11 protein-coding genes are annotated in these 22,713 nt (G+C 31.5%); 3 read left to right on the forward strand and 8 right to left on the reverse strand.

What is annotated here, in order from left to right:
• Positions 1-22: 22 nt before the first annotated feature.
• Genes PHEL85_RS09850 through PHEL85_RS09860 form a run of 3 tightly spaced genes read left to right on the forward strand, consistent with a single transcriptional unit; the run spans position 23 to position 7,303 of the window.
• Positions 23-1,636: a hypothetical protein gene (locus PHEL85_RS09850; RefSeq protein WP_036824572.1), complete on the forward strand. Its 1,614-nt coding sequence runs from the start codon at positions 23-25 to the stop codon at positions 1,634-1,636.
• 44 nt (positions 1,637-1,680) lie between these two features.
• Positions 1,681-4,503 (forward strand): chitobiase/beta-hexosaminidase C-terminal domain-containing protein, encoded by a 2,823-nt coding sequence (locus PHEL85_RS09855; RefSeq protein ID WP_036824575.1) that lies wholly within the window; start codon positions 1,681-1,683, stop codon positions 4,501-4,503.
• 58 nt (positions 4,504-4,561) lie between these two features.
• A complete protein-coding gene (locus PHEL85_RS09860; protein WP_036824576.1) occupies positions 4,562-7,303 on the forward strand; it encodes a T9SS type A sorting domain-containing protein in 2,742 nt (913 codons plus the stop codon).
• Positions 7,304-7,632: 329 nt separating this feature from the next.
• Here PHEL85_RS09860 and PHEL85_RS09865 read toward each other — a convergent pair whose 3' ends face one another.
• The 8 genes from PHEL85_RS09865 to PHEL85_RS09900 all read right to left on the reverse strand — a co-directional run bounded on the left by PHEL85_RS09865 (position 7,633) and on the right by PHEL85_RS09900 (position 22,701).
• The gene (locus PHEL85_RS09865) at positions 7,633-9,636 is read right to left on the reverse strand and encodes a T9SS type A sorting domain-containing protein (protein ID WP_162179435.1); all 2,004 of its coding nucleotides are present in this window, start codon (positions 9,634-9,636) and stop codon (positions 7,633-7,635) included.
• A gap of 375 nt (positions 9,637-10,011) precedes the next feature.
• The gene (locus tag PHEL85_RS09870) at positions 10,012-11,571 is read right to left on the reverse strand and encodes a sulfatase family protein (protein WP_081965115.1); all 1,560 of its coding nucleotides are present in this window, start codon (positions 11,569-11,571) and stop codon (positions 10,012-10,014) included.
• Positions 11,572-11,786: 215 nt separating this feature from the next.
• Complete coding sequence (locus PHEL85_RS09875; protein WP_052108526.1) at positions 11,787-12,920, reverse strand: alpha/beta hydrolase; 1,134 nt, start codon at positions 12,918-12,920, stop codon at positions 11,787-11,789.
• A 114-nt stretch (positions 12,921-13,034) separates the two neighbouring features.
• Positions 13,035-16,028: a sulfatase-like hydrolase/transferase gene (locus PHEL85_RS17365; RefSeq protein WP_052108527.1), complete on the reverse strand. Its 2,994-nt coding sequence runs from the start codon at positions 16,026-16,028 to the stop codon at positions 13,035-13,037.
• A 466-nt stretch (positions 16,029-16,494) separates the two neighbouring features.
• On the reverse strand, positions 16,495-17,991 hold the full coding sequence (locus PHEL85_RS09885; protein ID WP_036824582.1) for a sulfatase-like hydrolase/transferase: 1,497 nt from the start codon (positions 17,989-17,991) through the stop codon (positions 16,495-16,497).
• A gap of 33 nt (positions 17,992-18,024) precedes the next feature.
• Positions 18,025-19,632, reverse strand: coding sequence for a sulfatase family protein (locus PHEL85_RS09890; protein WP_156109173.1), 1,608 nt, complete (start codon positions 19,630-19,632; stop codon positions 18,025-18,027).
• Positions 19,633-19,645: 13 nt separating this feature from the next.
• On the reverse strand, positions 19,646-21,514 hold the full coding sequence (locus PHEL85_RS17370; protein WP_052108528.1) for an alpha-L-fucosidase: 1,869 nt from the start codon (positions 21,512-21,514) through the stop codon (positions 19,646-19,648).
• Between the two features lie 2 nt (positions 21,515-21,516).
• Positions 21,517-22,701, reverse strand: coding sequence for a DUF6786 family protein (locus tag PHEL85_RS09900; protein WP_036824585.1), 1,185 nt, complete (start codon positions 22,699-22,701; stop codon positions 21,517-21,519).
• Positions 22,702-22,713 lie beyond the last annotated feature (12 nt).

A 22,713-nucleotide genomic window follows, 5' to 3' on the forward strand; every position in this document is an offset into this window, starting at 1 on the left:
TTTACAATTAAAAAATAATTTAATGAAAACAAAGAATAGAATACAAATAAGTAATGCCTTTTTACTAGCATTTACAACTTTACTTTTCGCAGCTTGTGGAGTCCAACAAGCCCAAAACATTGATTCTTCAAAAGGTAACACTTGGACAATTGAGTCACAAGAAGACTGGCAAGCAAATATTGCTGAGAAATCAAATTTAGAAATCACCGAAGGAAAAGTAATTCCTACTGAGAAAGAGGCTGTTTTCAAAAGCTCAATGAAAAAGTTTACGAAAAAGAAATCTGCAAAATCCATTACTTTTTCTCAATCAGCAGAATGGTTAAATTGGGAACAAATTCCTACTGCAGCACCAGCCAATTTAGGTGATGCCCCTGTAGCATTACAGTTAGGTGATGGAAACTATTGGATGTTTGGTAAATATGATACTAGAAAAAAGAATAAACGCCCAAAAGATTTTAAGAGTAAGGATACAACCTTAATAGGTTATGATGTTGTATTAAAAACAACACATCTTAAAAATCAATTTGATGCACCAGCAGGATTAAAGAAAACTAAAAAGGGTTACCATGCTTGGCATAGTATCGATATGAAAAACTGGGTGCATTATGGACCTATATCAGACATGTCTTCTCGTTGGGTAACTTCTGCAGAATATATTGATGGAAAATTTTATTTTTATTACGATTTTCCAAACGATCAAGATCCACATTTACTTATCGATGAAAACTTAACAGATGGTATTGTTGGTAAAAAAATGGGAATGGCTTTTAAGGATCCTTCAGATGGTTCTGATTGTGCAGTCATTAGAGATTTCGATGGTAATTTTCATATTATAGGTGAAGATTGGTCACCTATTGATGCTTCTACGCATGCTTGGGATTCTCCTTTAGCAATTCATGCTGTTAGTAAAGATGGTTTTAATGATTTTAAAATTTTAAACCCTCCTGTAGATGAGCGTACAAAACCAACTGGTAAATTTGCTGAATATGCACATCCACATTGGTTTAAGGAAGATCCAGATAACTATCCTGGAAAAGCGTCACCAGTTGATATTCCGAGACAAAGAATCAAAAAAGGAGACGTCGTTTCTTTTGGTAAATACGAAATCCATGAAGGAGAACAAAATTCTTTTGGAGATTGGGCTTCTATTTCTATTGGTGGTCAATATTATTTATTCGCAGATTATGATCCAGCAGGTAAGACAGGAGGTAAACATATGAGTGTGGCTTGGTTTACATCTGATAATATCAATAAACAATTTGAATTTTGTGGGAATATAGGTCAAGGACATCCTGATCCAGATATCATGTTTGCAGAAGGTAAGTATTACCTACTTACGCAAACAAGAAATGATTATGTAAGTTCTGGCCCTTGGGTTGAAACTGTAGAAGTAAGAATGGGTGTTGATACAACAAATGATGGATTGGTTAATGAGTGGAGTGACTGGCAAGTTGTAAAAGAACAATATGATTATATCAAAGGCTTCTCTAAGCAAATTGAAAAAACACCAGCACAGTTGAATTTTTCTGATTTACCTAAAGGATACGGTTTTCAATTTGAGGTTAAAATGATTGATACAACAGAAAATGAATCAAAACCAATTTTAGATAAGGTGGTTGTTTCGTTTGATAAATAAGATTTAAAAATCAACACTAGTATTTAAAACAAAAATTAAATAAAATGATAAAAAACAAAAAACTATTAACGGTTCTTATCGCATTGTTAGTGATTGTAAACTCTTTTGCGAAAGACATCTATGTTTCGCCCAAAGGAAATGATGTTAACTCAGGGAAAAAAAACAGTCCTTTTTTAAGCTTTAAAAGAGCTTTACAAGAAGTTAAAAAATGTGCTGGTAAAGAAGCTGTAACCGTATGGTTTTTTGCTGGTGAATATTATATTAATGAAACGCTTACATTAGGTAACGAGTACTCAGGAACAACAAAAAAACCAGTTGTGTTTTCTGCAATCCCAGGAGAAAAAGTAATTATTAAAGGTTCTCGTCAATTAGAATCTTTAAAATGGAAAAAACATAAAGGAGGTATTTATAAAACTCAAGTTCCTAGTGGATTGTCTATGGATCAATTATTTGTTGATGATGTTCGTCAGGTAAGAGCGCGTTTTCCTAATTATGATTACGAAAACCCACTTCGTGACGGAAAAGGATACCTTCAAGTAACAGGTGGTACAGATAAACGATATGACAAATGGTTTTCATTTGATCCTAAAACTTTTTCTGATAAAACATGGGAGCATCCAGAAACAGGAATTGTACACGGTTTCCAAAGTCATAACTGGGGAAATATGCAGTATAGACTTAAATCAATTAATAGAGAACAAAATAAAATTTTTCTGAACGAAGGTGGTTGGCAACTACAGAGAACACATGGTATTGGAGGGAAAAAAAGTCATGCTTCTTATTATTTCGTAGAAAATATTTTTGAGGAATTGGATGTTCCTGGTGAATGGTTTTTAGATACCAAAACTAGCACGCTTTACTATTACCCGATGCAAAACGTAAAATTAAGTGACGTTAAAATTGAAGTACCCGTTATAGCAGATATTATCCAATTAAAAGGAACGAAGGAATCTCCTGTAAAAAACATTCAATTTAAAGGATTCAATTTTACACAAACCAATTATACATTTATGGACTCTTATGAGCCAGTTGCTCGTGGAGACTGGGCAATACATAGAGGTGGAACCATTTTTATGGAAGGTACAGAAAACCTGTTAATTGAAGATTGTAATTTTGAATATGTAGGTGGAAATGGTGTTTTTATGAGTGCTTACAATCGTAAGAATAAAGTAAGCGGTTGTAGATTTGTACATACTGGAGAAAGTGCTGTTTGCTTTGTTGGTTCTCCTAAAGCAGTTCGTTTTTACCAAACTTGGGATGACAGATTACTTCTTGGGAAGAACTGGAATCACATGCGTGAAAACATGGATTTAGAGCCTGGACCTAAAACACCTGATTATCCAAAAGAATGTACCGTTGAAAATAGTATTATGCACGATTTTGGAGATGTTGGTAAGCAAGTTGCAGGAGTTTACATTTCTATGAGTCATAAAATTACAGCGTCTCATAACACCATTTATAACTGTCCGCGTGCAGGAATATGTATTAACGATGGTACTTGGGGAGGACACCTTATAGAATTTAATGATATTTGGGAAACGGTTAGAGAAACTGGAGAGCATGGACCTTTTAATTCTTGGGGACGAGAAAGACAATGGAAAGGAGGTAGAGGAACGAATGAGCATTTTATAAAGGAATTAACAAGATTGGATGCTATTGACAACACAGTTTTACGAAATAACAAAATAGCCAATTACAGAAAATCTATTAGTGCAGGAAACTGGACGATTGATTTAGATGATGGTTCTAGTTATTATGAAATCTATAACAACTTAAACTTAGGTTCTACAATTAAGTTAAGAGATGGTATGGGGCGTAAAGTGTATAATAATATTACAGTAAGTGCAGTTCCTTCTGGATGGCACGTATGGCCAGAAAATTCAGAAGATGAAATTTATAAAAATATTTTTGTGATTGCTGGTACATTACCTGGAAAAAATGTATCTACTAAAAACTTTATTCGTGGTGTAGGATTGTCTAAAAAAGTTAAATGGAGTGAAAATTATGACAATAACACGTATTGGAATGTAAATTTCCCTGATAATTTTGAGATGTCACCAAATCAGAAAATAGAAGCTTGGAATAAGGAAGGATATGATTTAAACGCTGTTTCAGCAAATCCTAATTTTGTAGATCCTATTAATGGAAATTATCAAATAAAAGAAAACTCTCCAGCATTAAAGACAGGTTTTAAAAATTTCCCTATGGATGAGTTTGGTCATAAAATGACACGTATTTTACCATTTGGAGGTGATTTCGAAAACGAAACTACTGTATGTTTAAAAGCAGATGATAATGCAGGTAAAAAAGCCAAAGTATATTATACAATAGATGGATCAGAACCAACAATGAGTTCGTTAAAATATTCAGAGCCATTTACAATTAATGAATCAATTTTGTTGAGAGCTAGAACATTTACTTCTAAAGGTGTTCCAGTTGGTTTTACAAACGAGGTTGAATTCACAAAAGTTAAAAAAGTTACCTACCCAAGTTGGTTAGCAACGCTATTAGCTGGTAAATATAATGGAGAAACTGTTGTTGAAGGAAAGACTGCAAAAACAAAAAAAGCACTTCAGAAAGAAGTAAAAGGAGCTTTGTTAATTAACATTGCAGATGATCCAGATTTAATAGATGCTACAGGTGGATATAATTTTGGTTGTTATATTGAGTCATTAAATCCTAAAAAAGGGCAAATGTGGTTGGATGCTGGATTGAAAAAAGATTGGGTAATTCAAAAATTAAACAAGCATAAAATTTCAAATATTGCACATTTACAAAAGTTCCTTAAAAAATATTCAGGACAAACAGTAAAGATTACTGCCGTAAGAGATTATGGTTCTAAGGTATTTGAGGTAACAATTCCTTAAGTGAATTATATGTGTTTTATTCTAAGATAATGAACTCAAAAAATTAAAATATACTTTCATGAAAAAGATTAATACTTTTTTAATCATTTCAACAGCTTTTGTTGTTTTATTAACGCTCTTTTTAAAAGAAAATAAAGGTGTTAGTAAAGAAGAATTTAGGGCGATGATAGATCATCATCCAATTCAAGAAAGATTAAAACTTTCAAAAGCAGAGAGAAAGAAATCTGGGATTCCACCAAATAGGTATTTCGATGATCAATATTTATTAGAGATGAATCCTGTTACAGGAAAAACAAATCCTGAAAATATTCAAGCAATAATAGAAGAAGAAAGAGCTTCTAATGTTTTCAGTAAATCTACAATTGCTCCAGGTGAAACTTCCGACAATGCTTGGGTAGAAAGAGGACCAAATAATATTGGAGGTAGAACTAGAGTTATTTTTTATGATCCTAATGATGTAAATGGAACAAGAGTGTTTGCAGGAGGAGTAAGTGGAGGTTTATGGGTAAACGATGATATTAGTGATGCATCTTCTTCTTGGACTCAAGTAGGGATAGATGAAAACTTAGCGATTACTTGTTTTGCTATAGATCCAAATGATTCTAATACTTGGTATGTAGGTACTGGAGAAGCATATACGCATAATGATGGTACAGGAAATGGAGCATGGTATACTACAGATGGAGGGAATACTTGGTCTATATTATGGTCAATCAATCTGAATCAAAATAAAGCTAGACGCCCTTACTTTTTTAATGAAATTGTAGCATGGGATAATAATGGTACAACCGAAGTTTTTTTCGCATTAGATGGTTGGTTAGATTATGATTACGTTGGTCATATTGCCGCTGGATGGTATAAAATGGATACTAATGGAGATATCAATAAAATAGAATTTGAAGTTGATGGAAGAGCCTATGTTTTCAGTGACGTAGAGGTGGCTGCAGATAATTCTTTGTGGTGCGCTACAAAAAAAAATAGATGGAGTAAAGGTGGTGGAGAAATCTATAGAACAACTGATGGAGAAAATTTTACACAGAAATATTCTTTATCTACAGGAGATAGAGTAGAACTTTCTGTATCTAAAACTGATGCTAATGTAGTATATGCCTTGGTAGAAGAAGGAAATTCTACAGGTGTTAGAATTGTTAAAACCACAGACGGAGAAAACTTTACGGTGCTTGCAGAACCATCAGATGTAGATACTGGTATTGATCCAGATGATTTTACAAGAGGTCAGGCTTTCTTTAATTTAATGATCGAGGTAGATCCTACGGATGATGATATTGTTTATGTAGGAGGAATAGATTTATTTAGATCTAATGATGGAGGTACTTCTTGGGATCAAATTTCTAAATGGTCTAATAATAATGATTTAGCAGATTTAGATGTATCATTTGTACATTCAGATCAACATGCACTTGTTTTTGATCCTTCTAACTCTAATAAAGGAATATTTGCCAATGATGGGGGTGTTTACTATTCATCTAATTTGTCAAGTGCTTCATTAAGCAAAACGGCAATAGTTGCCAGAAATAACAATTACAATATAACGCAATTTTATTCAGGAGCTATTGGTCCGGATCCTGATAATGAAATGTTATTAGGTGGGGCACAAGACAATGGTTGTTTATATGCTGATAATGTTACAAGTGGTACTAATTCATTTCTTAAAATTTTATCAGGTGATGGAATTGCTACTTTTATAGATAAAGATGAAGAATATTTAATAGTTTCTTTTGTGTATAATGTTTATGAATCTTATTTATTACCAATAACTGCCAATAGTAGATCTATAGAAATTAGAGACGATACTTCTAGAGGTTCTTTTGCAAACGTTGCAGATTTAGATGATAATTTAGATATTTTATATGTGAATGGTTCATCAGATGGTACTTATAGAGTTTCACGATTTACAGATTTGACTTCAGGTGATGCAGGGGCAGGTAGTTTTGCTAATACTAATTTTATAGACAGTGAGCCTACTGCAATCAAAGTTTCTCCATATACTACAGGTAGTACTACATTATTTGTCGGTACGGAAACAGGATCAATTGTAAAGATAGAAAATGCTAATGACGATAGTTTTGGTAGTACTAGTCTTACTTATACAAATTTAGATGTTGATGGTGTTTTAAATACTGGTGCAATTTCTAGTATTGCATTTGGAGAGAATGAAGACGAGATATTGGTTACATTTCATAATTATGGTGTAAATAATATTTATTACACTTCTGATGGTGGAGCTAATTGGGCTGAAAAAGAGGGAAATTTTGCAGACATTCCTGTAAAAGCTATAATGATGAATCCTATGGATAAAGATGAAGTAATTATAGGAACAAATTATGGAGTTTGGCAAACAGATAATTTTACGGATGAAAGCCCAGAGTGGGTACATTCTCAAAACGGAATGTCAAGTGTAAAAGTAACTTCGTTTGAATTAAGAGAAGCCGATAATACAGTATTAGCGTCTACTTATGGTAGAGGTTTGTTTACAAGTACTTTTACAACAGATGAAGCTTTATCTATAAATGATAATGAACTAACTAATAATTCTTTAGTTGTATATCCAACAATATCAAATGACGGTGTTTTCAATATAAAAACAACAGAAGAAGATTACAATACTTCTGTAGAAATTTATAATTTACAAGGAGCCAAAATATATGATGTTCATAATTTAGAATTAAAGACCTCTAATACAAAACAAATAAAATTAGAAGCTTCAAGTGGCGTATATATCTTGAAAATTTATTCAGAAAATAGAGTGTTAAAATCTCAAAGAGTAATTATTCAATAGACAAAGTGAATTTTGAAATAAATAATTTCATAAAATATATAGTGTTATTAATTCTGTTTCTCTTTGTAGATTTAATAAGAATCAACACTTTATACAACTTGTCCTTTTAGATTAAATAAAAGCCTTAAATATATCTGTACGAAATGGGTATACAGGCAAGTCGATCTCATTAACCAAATTTAATTCTGGATTAGCAGTAAAGGCGTAACGAATGTATTTAGGTTTTGAGAATTGACTAGAATGTAATATAACTGTCTGTCCTTTTATATTTATTTCTTTAAATATGGGGCCCTACAGGATTTAGTATCTGTTGATGAAAACAGTAAAAATTATTCTTTTAATAGTTTCAGATGTTCTTTACGGCCATCCTTATAATTTACCTGTAATAAATACAAACCAGAACTTAGATTTGATATATCAATGTTTTCATATTGATTATTAAATTCGTACGATTTAGCACCAAATGTATTATACAAAATACCAGATACTACCTCTTCTGTAAGACTAAAAACATCTTTTACTGGATTAGGAAATACTTTAAGAGAGAAATCTTCAAGCACGTTAGTCGCTGTAGAAAGAACTTCTTCTCCAACAAGAAATGCTCCCTCAGGACGTTCATAAACGGTTGCATCTGCATTGATGGCAAATTGTTGATCCATAAATGTTAATATTTCTACTTCATCTTCTGATGTGGTACCATCTGTAGCTGTTGTGTTTGAAAATGTAACGGATCCTCCTGCATCTGTAATTCTTTTAGCAAAACGGTACGCTTGTTCATTATCAAACATTAAGTCAGACCTTTCGCTAGACCAAGTAGATCTTATTGGTAAAAATAAATGTTTTAATGCTTGTTTTTCATTTTCATAAATAGATATTGATGACTCTTCAATATCTGTTACTGTAAACTCTTCATAAGCCCAAGAATTAGGAGGAGCTCCTTGTCCTAAAGGTGTAATATGTCCTGCTGTAAAGTCTGACCAAGGGTTAGTTGCTGTCATCTTTATAATAGCATAATCTCTATTAGGATCATCATCAACCCCATCAATACCTACCGATTCATCAATTCCATCAGTATCTACTAATATAAAATCTCCATTTTCATCTACAAAAGAATCTTTATCAATATTGGTTGTTATGGTAGCATTAGAGGCTGCATTACGAATCATTTCTACAAATTCAGCTCTTTGTTCAGTAGTACTAGCAACATCAGCATTTCCAAGACTATTATTTATATTATAACTTCCAAATGAATCAAACCAATATCCATCAACTCCTATTTCTGTAAAACGTTTTACATAACCTTCACAATAGTTCATCCATGCTGCATGACCATCTCCAGCAAAATAAGTATCTACATAATTATTCCAAGCTACTGCTCCTGCTGCTGTAGCTCTATTTGCTGGACTTTGCGTATTTACATATAGAATAACTTTTTTACCTGAGTTTTTAAAGATATCAATAACATCAATAATGATTTGTTCATTAGCTAAGCTAGGTACAAATTCTTCATCTACAACAGAACCTGTAGCTCCCATTACAGCATCTACATTAGGATTTGTTCTTAAAGACCACAATTGCGCATTTGCGTTATTGGTACCATTGGTAATTACATGCCCCATTGTAGGGTAACTATCAGCAATTTCTTGTGCTCCTGCTATATAATCATAGCCTTTATTATCTACATATTCATCTAAATCCTCACCTGCTCTTACGTAAAAACGACCTCCCCAAGAACCTTTAAGAACCTCATCAAGGGGTACTTGTGGTATGGATCCGTGAATTTGATCGATATAATAATTTATCTCAGATGTAGATTCTTGTCCATTGCCATATCCAATATACATTTTATTATAACCTCCGCTTCCTAAACCTTCTGTTGTGAAATCAGTAGCTTCAAAAACAAAAGAGAAATCTTCCCATGCTTGACCTACTGTAAATGTTTTTGTTATCTGTTTAAAATCTCCAGTAGTTGTATTTTGTAAATAGATACGTAAACGATTTGGTTCAGATGATAAGTCTGAAGTGGCAACATCTGTATAGGCTTTTAATTTTACGGTGTATTTTGAAGCAGTTGTTAAGGGCGTATATAAATCAAAATAGGTAAACCCTCTAGTAACATTTGCATCTCTAACAAATTTAGAACTTGTTGTGTTTGTATTTATACCGCTAACATCTGGATTGCTTTCATCTGTAGTAAAAGTTCCATCTACTGTTCTTGTAAATGTAATATTTTCCGTTTCTGTTTGGTTTTCATACCAAAGATGTTGTGCATGAATTTTGTTTCCTAACAAAAGGAAAAATGACGATATTAATAAAATTTTTATTTCTGACATTTTTATTTTTTTACTATAAGAAGTAACATTCATTTTTAATTTTTTCACTTATCACAGCAATAAAAATCAATTTGTAAAATAAAATATTCCTTCTTGATATATGGTTTTACAATTTTGTCTTTTATTTCTTATAATTCGTGCTTTTTTAGGTCTTTTATTTTCTCTTTTCAATTAAATGACTACAAAAATAATTAACATGAATTCGTTAAAGTACTTGTTTTTAGTTTTTTATGTTTTTTTTTGAAAAGTGTGGGTAAATTTTACTTGTCTTAGAATTCCTCTTTTTCATAAAAAAAACTGAGCGATACATAATAGGTATTATGTATCGCTCAGCTTGTATTAGTGAAAAATTAAATTTAAAAAGTTCTAAATAAGTTATTTTTTAGATTTCTTCTTTTTCTTTTTGTTTTTCGCTTTCTTGCTTCTTTTAACAGTTCTTTTTTTCCATAAAATGATATTATCAATATCGTTTTGAGAAAATTCCCCTGTAGTACTTCTTCCGTTTTTAATATCATTTTCTAAAAGTTGTAATAACTTTTCTGCAATTTCTGGGCGCTCCAAATATAAGTTATTTGTTTCGGAAGTATCGTTTTCCATGTCATATAACTGAGCAATAGGCATATTATCTAATGTAGTATTATCTTCTTGTGGTGAACTCCAACCTCCTGATCCTCTAGCTAATAACAACTTCCATTTTCCTTGTCTATATCCAAAATGTCCACTAATTGAATGGTGTATAACACCATTTCTAGTACTCTTTATTTTTTTTCCATTTAAGGCAGGTAAAAAACTTACACTGTCTTCACCACTTTTGCTTGGTACAGCAACATTTATTATATCTGAAAAAGTAGCAAATATATCTGTTAAACAGATTAAATCATTATTTACAGAACCGGCTTCTACTTGTCCAGGCCATTTTACAATAAAAGGCACGCGATGTCCACCATCCCATAAATCAGATTTTGAACCACGATATCCAGCACTTACAATATGTCCTTTTTTAGCAAGTCCTTTTATATTTGCTGCTTTAGAAGTACCATTATCACTACTAAAAATCAGCAATGTGTTTTCAGAAAATCCATTATCTTTTAGTGCTTTTGTAATTGCTCCTACTGTTGCATCTGTTTGCATTACAAAATCTGCATAAGCTCCAAGCCCACTTTTACCTTGCCATTCTTTAGAAGGCAATATTGGTGTATGTGGCGAACCTAAAGGAACATATAGAAAAAATGGTTTACCATCTTTATTCTTTGCTTGGTTATTAATATAATCTACAGACTTACTTGTTAAACGAGGCAGCATATTAATTTCATCTTCATGAAGAATCACTTTATCATTCTCTAGAACTGCTTTCATACTTCCAGCGTGATGAAAACCATGGTAATAATCAAATCCTCTATTAATTGGTCCATCTGGTATTGTAGCACCCACAGGTGGTAAGTTTCTTCCTTTTTTTCTAATTACTTCTTTCGAAATAGGATCAATGTATTGAAAATTCATGTGCCATTTACCAATGATTGCAGTATTATAACCTTCGGTTCCTAAAAAGTTACCAACGGTTGGGCGATCTTCTTTAATTAAGTTTGGAGCAAAACCAGACACTACTCCGCTTTGTAATTTTGTTCGCCAACTATAACGACCTGTCATAATTCCATAACGTGTAGGTGTACAAACAGATGCACCAGCATGCGCGTCTGTAAAGACCATTCCTTCTTGGGTTAATTTATCAACATGAGGTGTTTTAATTTTACTTGTTTCTGGAGCTAGACTTTGTACATCTCCATATCCTAAATCATCACACAGTATAAAAACTATGTTAGGTTTTTTTGACTTTTTTTGTTCAATTGCTGATTTATTTTGTGCACATGAGGACAAAACAGATACCAACATTACTAAAACAACTAATTTTACATTAAAAAAACTAAATTTATTCATGATTATTTTACTTTATGTTTTACTTTTTTAATAGTTATACTTACGAACACACTAAATTACTATTGTTAATAGTATTTGTAAAAGGCACACCAAATAATGTTATTTATCATAGTTTTTACAAGTCTATAAAGCAAATTTAAAGTTATACTAAAAACAATAGTATCTCTATTCTGTCGTTTACTTGCTTTAATCAAGTATTATTGATTTATTAACTATTATAAATGAGAAACTAAATAATCAATAGTTGATTTTTCTATTTCTCTTCTAGTAGGATTAATATCCGCACCTACTTTTCGCCAATTATGACCTGCATTTTTAATGATTAATGTTGTAACATCTGCTTCAACTTCATTCGCTTTTTCTGCCATATAATAGGCATGCTTTACTGGTATCGTGGTGTCTTTATCACCTTGTATCATTAATAAAGGAGCACTATTTTTATGTAAATAATTAATAGGACTCATTTCCCTATAAAGCGATAATTTATCTTTAGAGTTTGTATTTGAGTTTATTATTCTAGCGCCAAATCTATCTTTAAAATTTGGTCTGTCATCATGATTGAATAAACTTGTTTTTTCAAAATCACAAGGTCCATACCAAGAAACTCCTGCAACCATTTTATAAGTATATTTTTCTAACGATTTTTCCCCTTTTAAACTTTCAGGAGGACTTAGTAATAACATTTGAGAAATTTGACCACCAGCAGAATCTCCAAAAGAGAAAAAACGATTCGCATCTATTTCTAGTGTTTCTCTATGTTTAGACAAATAACGCATAGCATCTTTACTGTCTATTACACAATCTCGCATAGTAGTAGTTCCATTTTTTTTCCAAAGTCTATAACTTACAGAAACCACGCAAAACCCTTTTTCTAAAAGTGCTGTATGTACGGTTTTAAAAGATGCATTTGCTGCTCCATGTCTGCTTCCTGCTGCCCATCCACCACCATGCGTATAAATAACTACTGGTAATTTTTGTCCTACTTTTTTATTTTTTGGATAATAAATATCGAGATATAAATTTTCTTCTTTAGTTTCTTTGTATAGTACATTTAATTTTCTTTCTCCTCCCGTATTTAAATAAGGAATTTTAGTTTTAGAAAACTCTTCTTTACTAATTACCTTGTCTTTATTAATATCTAAATGATTTAAATGTTTCCAACTTCTACTATTTTCTTTTTCAAGAAATTTTCCATCCTTATTCTTATCTAATTTTTGCCAAGATTTTTTTATGTAAAGCTTACGATACGTTCCATTAGATTGATCATCTATTTGTGTAAACCCTTTTAAATAAGGACCTATTATAAATAAGAATGCCAAAATTACTTTTAATTTGAATTTTTGTTTCATAATCAAATTGTAATATAATTTTTTAAAGTTGAGTTAGAAAATCTATGAACTTATTTTCTAATGATTTCCATATAAAATAACTGTTTTAGGTTTTAGAAAACAGTGAAATTTATTTTATTCTTTTAATAATTTTAAATATTCTTTATTACCGTTCTTATAAGTTACCTGCAATAAATATAAACCTGTATCAAGATTTGATATATCAATGTCTTTATTCTGATTATTAAATTCGTATGTTTTTGCTCCAAGTAAATTATATAAAACACCAGATGCTACTTCTTTTGAAAGGCTAAAGGTATTCTTCACTGGATTAGGATATAGATTTAATGCTTTATTAGTTTCCTTATCAATATCATCAACCCCTAAAACAAAATCAGATAAATGAAATATAATATCTTGAAGTCTTAATCGTCCAACAACATCTTCTCCAGAATTAGAAAGACCAGTAGTTACAAATTTTATTTCTGTAGCCTCATCGTCTACTAACGTAAGTGGAGTGTCAAATACAAACTCGAAACTATTACCTTCATTATTCCCACCACTTATATAAGTAGCTTGCTGTTGAGTTTCTCCATTAATGGTAATTGCAACGTCTACAATATCATTTTTTTGAGATTTCGCGGCAAATGCTACTTTAGTTAATGTACTTTGATAACCTTCTGCAGATTTCGCAAGAAATTTAGCTCCGTCTCCTTCAAGATCATCTGCTGGGTCAATTTCTGTTCTCATTTGCAAATAAATATCACTTCCAGCAGCTGTGTTTCCAATCAATTCTGAATAATTATCAACAACTGTAAATGTTTGTTCCAAATCTGAACTATTCAGAGTTATTTCATGAAGTGGTTCTGTAGCCCCTGAAACATTAAAGAAGAGATCTACAAATCTCACTCTCGGTGTTAACTCTTCTGAATTAGAAAGTGAGGTTGTTATAACCTGAATTTCTTTAGATGACTGTGTAAATGTCACTGGAGTGTTAAATTCAAATAATTCAGCAGTATTATTATTTGTACTTACATATGTAAAACTTTGTGTTTCTCCATCAATAATTATATCAACATTTACAGTATCTCCTGATTGAGATATAATTCCTAATGTAATTTTATCACAAGTTATAGTTTCAACATCAGCAGGAGCTTTTACATAAAATTTAGCTCCATCTCCTCCTTCTTCAGTTCTAGCTTGTAAATAAGCTGTACCACCTATAGTTGTATTTCCAATTAATTCAGCATATTCATCTACTACTTTAAAAGATTGTTCTCCAACAGAATTAGCAAGTGTTATTTTATGAGGGTTAAATATTGATATCGCTTCCGATTTCACTAAAAAATTATTTTCATCTACTAACGTAAATATAACCCCTGTAGCTACTTCTGGCACATCGGCTGTAATCACGTTACTATTTATTGTTGCAGGAAGTTCAAACCACTCTATTTCTTTTGAGTCTACTTCTTCTATCCTATAAAGTAAATAAGCTTTTTCAATAACAGCATCTCCAGCATTAGTGGTTACCGTTGCTGTAGCTACACCAGTAGCATCATCAAAAACTGTTGAAACAACAGACGGAACAATATCTTGATTTTCTAATGGATCACCATTATAATCTGGATTAAACACTGGGAATCTTGCATTGTTCTCTGTTAAAAGAGTCTCTAATTTTAAGATCATTTCATTTTTAAGAGATGCATCCATCGTATCTATAACATCAAACATCTCTTCTATATCATTATCAGATCCATCGTCATTATATAATTTGTAAGCTTCATAATAACCTCCATCAACATAGATTTTATACAATTTATAATTTCCACTTCTAATAGCTGACGATGATCTTGCATCTGTTCCATGAGGGAAATGCCAAAAAAGATCTGTTCTTTCTGTATCGTCACTGTTTTTTATTTCTGTTTCAGTTCCACTTAAAAATGGATATAAACTTACACCATCTAAGTTGCTTATTACATCAGTATTATCAGCATGTTCATCAGCGCCTGTCCACTCCATAATTGTAGGATAAAAATCTAAATGAGAAACCATATTATCATATAATTGATTTTCTACAATACCAGGTCCAGTAATCACAAGAGGAGTACGCAAACCACCTTCTTTGGTATTTGTTTTCCCTAAATCTAAAGGATAGTTATCTGTAATAATTTCTGTACCATGAACTTCTGCACCTCCATTATCTGATGAAAAAATAATGTATGTCGTTTCAAATAATTTTTTTCCAGGATTTCTTGGGTCATCAGTCTCTTTTAAATAATCTACAACTCTACCTAAACTCCAATCTAAACTAGCAATCATTGCTCCATAATAGGGATTTGTTTGCCCTGGAGTCGTAATATTTGCATCCGTTGTTGGTAGAGGAATTCCAAGTTTATCACAATAATATTGTAGCAATGCTAAATCTCTTGTTTGTATAGGTGAGTGAACTAACCAGTGAGCCATGTAAAGAAAAAAGGGTTCTTCTTTATTATCAGCCATAAAATCCAATGCAAGTTCTGTTACAGCATCATAAGGTCTTCCATCTGCATCTAATCGATAAGGATCATCTTCTGCATCTGTAGCAAAGTCAACTGATCTGTCATCCATACTTCTAGTAATCCCTCTATCAGTATCCTGATAATCAAACCCTTGATCTACAGCTTCTGGATAAATATTGTGATTAGCTGCCATATGCCATTTACCAACATGACCAGATACATATCCTAAAGGGTTTAACGCTTCAGCTATGGTAATTTCATCAAGTTGTAATCTACCCGGAAAATATGAAGGTATGATTTTATTTGAAGCTTTCCCTTCAGGTATTTGCCCTCCAGCTACGTGAGTCATTTTATTTTTAAGAGGCATTCTACCACTCATGGTACCTCCTCTTGATGGCGAACAACTAGGTGCTGAAGCATAGGCTTGTGAAAAATTAGCTCCACTTTCTGCCAATGCTAACATATTTGGTGTTTCCCAAGGAACAACATCTCCAACATCGTTTAACTGAGTATCCTGCCAACCTAAATCATCAGCATAAATAAAAACAATATTTGGTTTAACTAGATCTTGACCATAAATCTGTGACAAAAACAGGAAACTAAATAAATAAAAAAAAGTAATATTTCTCATAAGTAAATTATTTAAGTCAAAAATAGATTTTATTGAGAAAGAAATTTATCTGTATTCAATCAAAAAATTACTTATTTAGCTCAAAAAATAACAAAATGAGGAATAATACCTGCTGATAAAATAGAAAAAAACCATAAAGTTAAATTCTATACTATTTCTTCAAACTTAAGTGCAATTACTTTTGTCAACTAAAAAAAGACATAGTAAGTCTTTAAATTATTTTACAAATTTTATTAAAATAAATTTAAATGAATGAAGTTTAGGATTGTATATGAATGAAATTTGCATCAAAATCAATCATATTTATGTAGAGTTACTTTTTAATACACTTAACCTGTTGTGCATTATGATAAAATTCTGTCAATTCGAGTGAATTTTTCGTTCCTCAAAATTACTCGAACTGACATTTTGTGATGAAATAAATTTATAATGCACAACAGGTTACACTTAATTAAAAACAAGGGGATTACTTATTACTATAACTTTGCTTTTTATACTTTTTTAGAAGGCTACTTAATTCAGTAACTACTTCAGGATATTCTTTATAAAGATTATTTTTTTCTTCAGGATCATTTATTATATCATATAAAGTTCCTGGTGCTTCATTAGGTTTTACTTCTGTAAATTTTGGTTTTGAAAAACCGCCAGAACCTAAATTTGGGGTGTATTTCCACTTTCCTTTTCTAATAGAAAACATCCCATACATTGAATGATGTACAACCGCTTCTCTAATTGGTGTTTTTAAATTAGAAGTATAAGCAGGCCACATGTTATAACTATCATCAGCTCCTTTTTCTACTTTTGGTAGATTTAAAATACCTGATAAAGTTGCAAATAAATCAGTTGTACACATTAATTGATTCGATTCTAATCCTGCAGGAATTACACCTGGCCACTGCGCAATATAAGGCACTCTATGTCCTCCTTCATAAATATCTGCTTTTTGCCCTTTGTATATGTAATTTGCGCGGTGTTCAAATTTTTGTTTATCTCTTTCTGTCCAATTAGATCCGTTATCTGAAGTAACAATAATTAATGTGTTTTCTAATTGACCAGATTTTTCTAACGCAGTAACAACTGCACCTACAGCATCATCTACCATAGTAACATAATCACCATAATCGCCAGCTTTAGATTTACCAACGGCATCACCTATTGGTAACCAAGGAGTATGAGGTGCTGTTAACGCAAAATAAAGAAAGAAAGGTGAATCTGTTTTTTTTTGATCATCAATAAAAGAAACAGATTTTTTTGTAAAATTATCTAATACTTTGTCAAATACAAAATTAGGAGCTTTTTCTCCTGGTCTCCAACTAAGACCTCTACCTTTTCTTTTCTCTGTTGTATATTCTGTAGGTAGTTCTACAGCTTTTCCATTTTCGATATAAAGATAAGGAGGGATGTCTAAAGAAGCAGGAATAATGTATGAATAATCAAACCCTAAATAACTTGGATCTTTTATTTTTTTAGAAAAATCTACATTACTAACTCCATTTTTAGCTTTTATAGATCTGTCTCCATCTTTTGGTTGCATATCTAAACCGATATGCCATTTACCAATACAGGCTGTTTTATAACCATTGCCCTTAAGGTAAGAAGCAATAGTGGGTCTGCTTTCTTCTATTAAAGCTGGCTTATAACCATTTAAAACTCCTTTCTTTAAAGAACTTCTCCAAGCATAACGTCCTGTTATTATTCCATATCTAGTTGGTGTACAAACAGAAGAATTTGTATGCGCATCTGTAAAATGAACTCCCTCTTTTAATATTTTATCCATATGAGGTGTTTGAATTCCTGACTCTGAATTTAAAGAAGAAAGGTCTCCATATCCCATATCATCAGCTAAAATATAAACAATATTAGGAGGTGTTTTTTTAACAATAGTATCTTGTTTTTTGATATTCGCATTAGACTTACAAGAGGTTGCTAAAACTAGTATGAAAAGAAATTTTAAATTTTTCATTTGTATTGTTTCTATTAATATTTAGATGCAAAATTATTTTTCAAAAGCAAAATCTGCTTGTGGCCAAGGATCTACAATAGGATCATTTTCTTGAACTTTTCCAGAAGTACTTCTACCTTCTTTAATTTGTTTGATTAACAAATCTTTTAATTCTTTTACTTTTTCAGGATAATCAGCAGCAACGTTATTTCGCTCTTTAACGTCTGTTTTTAGATTGTATAGTATTTCTTTTGATGAAATATCTTTGTGTATTTTTGTTTTTCCAGATGCTGCAATTCCAGAATTTGGCGATACAATTAATTTCCAATCACCTTTTCTAATCGCAAAAACTCCATATTTGTCATGATGAATCGTTGCGTCTCTTAAAAAGGTTCCTTTATTGGTTAATAATGGTAACATACTGTAGCTATCTTCTGCTTCATTATCTTTAAAATCATAATTAATAATGTCTGCACAAGTTGCTATAAAATCTGTAGTACATAAGGTAGCATCTGAAACCGAATTTGGTTTAATTTTTCCAGGCCATTTTACTAAAAATGGAACGCGATGTCCACCTTCTAAAAAGCTTCCTTTATAACCGCTATAAATATAACTTGGACTGTGTTTTTCCTTTTTTAGAGTTTTTAAATCATTTGTAGTTGCATAACCATTATCACTTGTAAAAACAACTAATGTATTGTCTTCTATACCTTGTTCTTTTAATGTTTTAAAGATAGTACCCATTAAATCATCAATCATAATTACAAAATCTGCATAAGGGCTACCAATTTCACTTTGTCCTTTCCATGGAGCAATTGGTAAAACAGGATTATGTGGAGAAGGTAGTGGAATGTACATAAAAAAAGGTTTTTCTTTATTGGCATTCTCTTTAATAAATGAAATTGATTTATTTACAACGTTTGGTAGTACTTCTTCATGTTTAAAATCATCAGCAACATCTCCTTTTATCCAACTACTAAAAGGATATTTTTTTCTGCTTCTCTCCGTTATTTTTGTAGGAATCATAGTTGCCTTATTGTTTTCTATATAAACAAAAGGAGGCATGTTTAAGGATGCAGCAATCATATAAGAATAATCAAATCCCATATCATTAGGTCCAAATTTTAAAGGTTTACTATAATCAATGTTTTTGAAATTTAAACGCTCAGATTTATTTGAAAAATGATCAAACTCTGGGCTATCATTTTTCATAGACCAATTTAAACCTAAATGCCATTTTCCTATACTTGCTGTTTTATAGCCATTATCTTTTAGTAATTGCGCAACTGTTAATCGTTCTTTCTTTATTAAAGATGGTGAGTTTCCCCAAGTTACAAATTCTTTTAAAGGTGTCCTCCAATTGTATCTACCGGTTAAAATACCATATCTGGTTGGTGTACAAACGGAAGAAGAGGTATGCACATCTGTAAATTTCATACCTTCTTTTCCCATTTTATCTAAATTGGGCGTTTGTATTTTACTTTTTTCATTATAAAGGCTTACATCACCAATACCTAAATCATCAGCTAAAATGTAGATAATATTTGGTTTTTTTTGATCTTTCTTTTTTGATGATTGGCTACTAGCACAATTTGTAGTAATTAGTAATACTGTTAAAAGTAGAAATCGTATTTGAAGAATTTGATTCAATTTACTTTTCATAATGTAATTTAGTTTAATTGTTTTTTAAAGTGACTTCTATAACATAACCAAGCGCATTTTTTGGTAATCCAATTACAGTAGTTTTTAATCCGTTTTTATTTTGATTCCATTTAAGGATTTTGCCGTTTCCTAATAACTTTACTTGTTCAATATCTCCTTCACCTTTTTTCAGCGATTTTATAAGAATATCTCCCTCTGTATTCGTTAAAGAAATAGCATACACTTTATTTTCTTTTGTTGTAAACCAAAAATCTTTGGAAGTGAATTTTCTTTCAAAGCCTTTAGCAGCTCTATGACCTGTACCATCTAAAAGGGTTTCTTCTTGACCTTCATTGGGTGTTTTCCAACGAGATGTTCCATAAACAGCATCTGCATTTTGATGAATCCATTTACCCATTTCGCGTAAATTTTGGGCGCTTGTTTCTGGTACATTTCCTTTTCCATCAGGACCAATATTTAATAAGTAATTTCCTCCTTTTGATAAAATATCAACAAAGTAGTATAACAATTCTTTTGGGCTTTTCCAGTCTTTATCATAAGATTTGTAACCCCAAGAATTGTTTGTTGTTCCACAAGTTTCCCAATATTTTTCTAGCTTTTCTGATGCAGAAGGAATCTTATTATCTCCAGCATCTAAATAATCTCCAAACGCATAACCAACTCTTCTGTTTACAACCACATTTGGATTGGTATCATAAACCAATTTATAAAACTGAAATGCTTGTTCTTCGGTGATAAAACCAGTTCCATCAAACCAAATTAAATGCAATTCTGGCAATAAATTTAAAAGTTCTTTTACTTGAGGATATGCTTTGTTATGTAGGTATTCTTTATGTGTGTTTTTACTTGGGTCCCATAAGTTTTTACCTGTTGGATGTGTGTAAATCCCTAAAGAATCGTTTACTTTTTTAACGTTGGCATAATTACCATCAGCACCATCCATCCAATCATTTCCATGTGAATAGTATACACCAAAATCGATACCTTCTTTTAAACAGGCGTCATACAATTCTTTAATAATATCTGCTTTATATGGTGTTGCATCAGCTATGTCAAATTCTGAACTTTTAGAGTCGAACAAAGCAAAACCATCATGGTGTTTAGAGGTGATAACCATATATTTCATACCGACATCTTTTGCAAGTTTTGCAACGTTCTGAGCAAATGATTTATCAGGATTAAACGTTTTAGCAAGTTCTTTATATTCTTCTCTTGGTATTTTAAAAGCATACATCAACCATTCTGCAACTTTTGGTCCAGGATAAGGAGAATGATTTATTTTAGTTCCTTTCCATATTCCACCAATTTCAGAATATAATCCCCAGTGAATAAACATTCCTAACTTTGCTTCTTTAAAACGTTTTAGTGCTTTTTGTTTTTCATCAGAATTGTGCATTGATAACCATTCTTGATGATAATTACCAGAACCAATTGGTTTTTTATAATGAGGAATAATTCTTACCGTTTTAAAATTTGCATCGGTAGTTATTGAAATATTCTGTTTTCCAGTATTTATAAATTGAATTTTACTTTTGAATTCTGAAACGATGTCATTAGAGTTAATTACGTAGTTTTTCGAGAGTGATTCTTCGAACTCTTGTTTATCAATCTGAACTTTTGCAGAATTATTCTCTTCGGATATTTCTCCACTTGAAACCATTTGAAGTACATATTCAGAAGGGTGTTTTACATTAAAGTTCCAAGAATATGTGCTGCCTTCTTTTTTTGCATCAATTTTATTTAATACAATCCAATTATTAGTTTGGTCAAAAATCTGATTTTGAGAGATATTTTTTTTTTCTTTTGTTATACAGCTATGCAGAAATATTAAGGTTGTAATAAGAGAACAAAAAATGATGGTGTTGCTTTTTAACTGCTTCATAATTAGAATGATTTTATAATTACATCTAATTCAACTCCTAACAATTGCTTAGCAATCTTATTTAACTCTTCTTTATCACCTTTTAAATGAATAGTGGTTTGAATATGAGTCATCGTCTCATTTGGTTTTAACGCAGCTGCTGGTGATGAAGTTTCTAGCTCATAAAAAGGTCCCATTGGTGGAACTCCAGGTTCTGGAGAACCATCATTATAAGCATTTAACACATCTCCTGCAAAAGGTTCTTCTTGTTCTTCCCATGCAGAGTTTACATAACCACTTTTAGCTTCTTGCTTATTATAAGTAACAATATTCAATACGTTTTCTTCAGCATTGTAACTTCCTGCAATTCCTTTTGTTCTCTTTGGACCAACTCCAATCTTTCCTCGTTTGGTTCCATCTCCTTTAAAAAACAAAACATCTTCTTTTGTTTTTAAATAATCACTAGATATTTTTCCAAAATATGCGTCATTTACCTTTTCTCCTAATTCAATTTCACTTCCTTCTTTAAAAGGAATAACTACAGTTGTTTCTGGAGAAGGATTGTACATTCCTAACATCCAAATAGATGGTAATCCTGTTTCTGGAATCCATGCAGCCTCTCCTATATTTGTAATCTGATTATTTGTTTGGTAGCCAACAAATTCAATTTTTTCTGAAATATCTTTTTTAAGAATATCTTCTATTGCTTCTTTTTCTAGAATAGTAACCGAACGTCCAATACCCATTTTAAAAACAGTATTGCTTTTATTAATCAATTCACAACTATGCTTAAAAGTTACTTTTTTTTCTGATTTAGAAACCAATGTAAAAGCATCTGTATCTATAACTGCTGGAGTTTTCCAATTAGAAAAATCAAAAGTATCTCCTTCTTTAAAGAAAATAGAAAATTGTCCTCCTTCTGGTCCTAACCAAAAACGTTCTTCACCTCCAAAAACATAAATTTGATTTTCTATTCTTCCTTTACGTTCTTTTTCTGATAAGAAACCTGTTTCAATTACTTTTTTATTAATCCATCCAAATCCGGCACCTTCATCAGCATTGGTTGTACTTGTCATAACTCGCCCTTGAAATAAAGGGGCAACGGCAACAGCGCTTTCGTAATTTTTTAAAACAACAATATCTGTATGTTTTTGAAGAAATGATACGTCTTTAGCAAAACTTTTATGTTCTTTTGTGTTTTTAGTCATTTTATTAGGAAT

Source organism: Polaribacter sp. Hel1_85, from assembly GCF_000766795.1.
GTDB lineage: Bacteria > Bacteroidota > Bacteroidia > Flavobacteriales > Flavobacteriaceae > Polaribacter.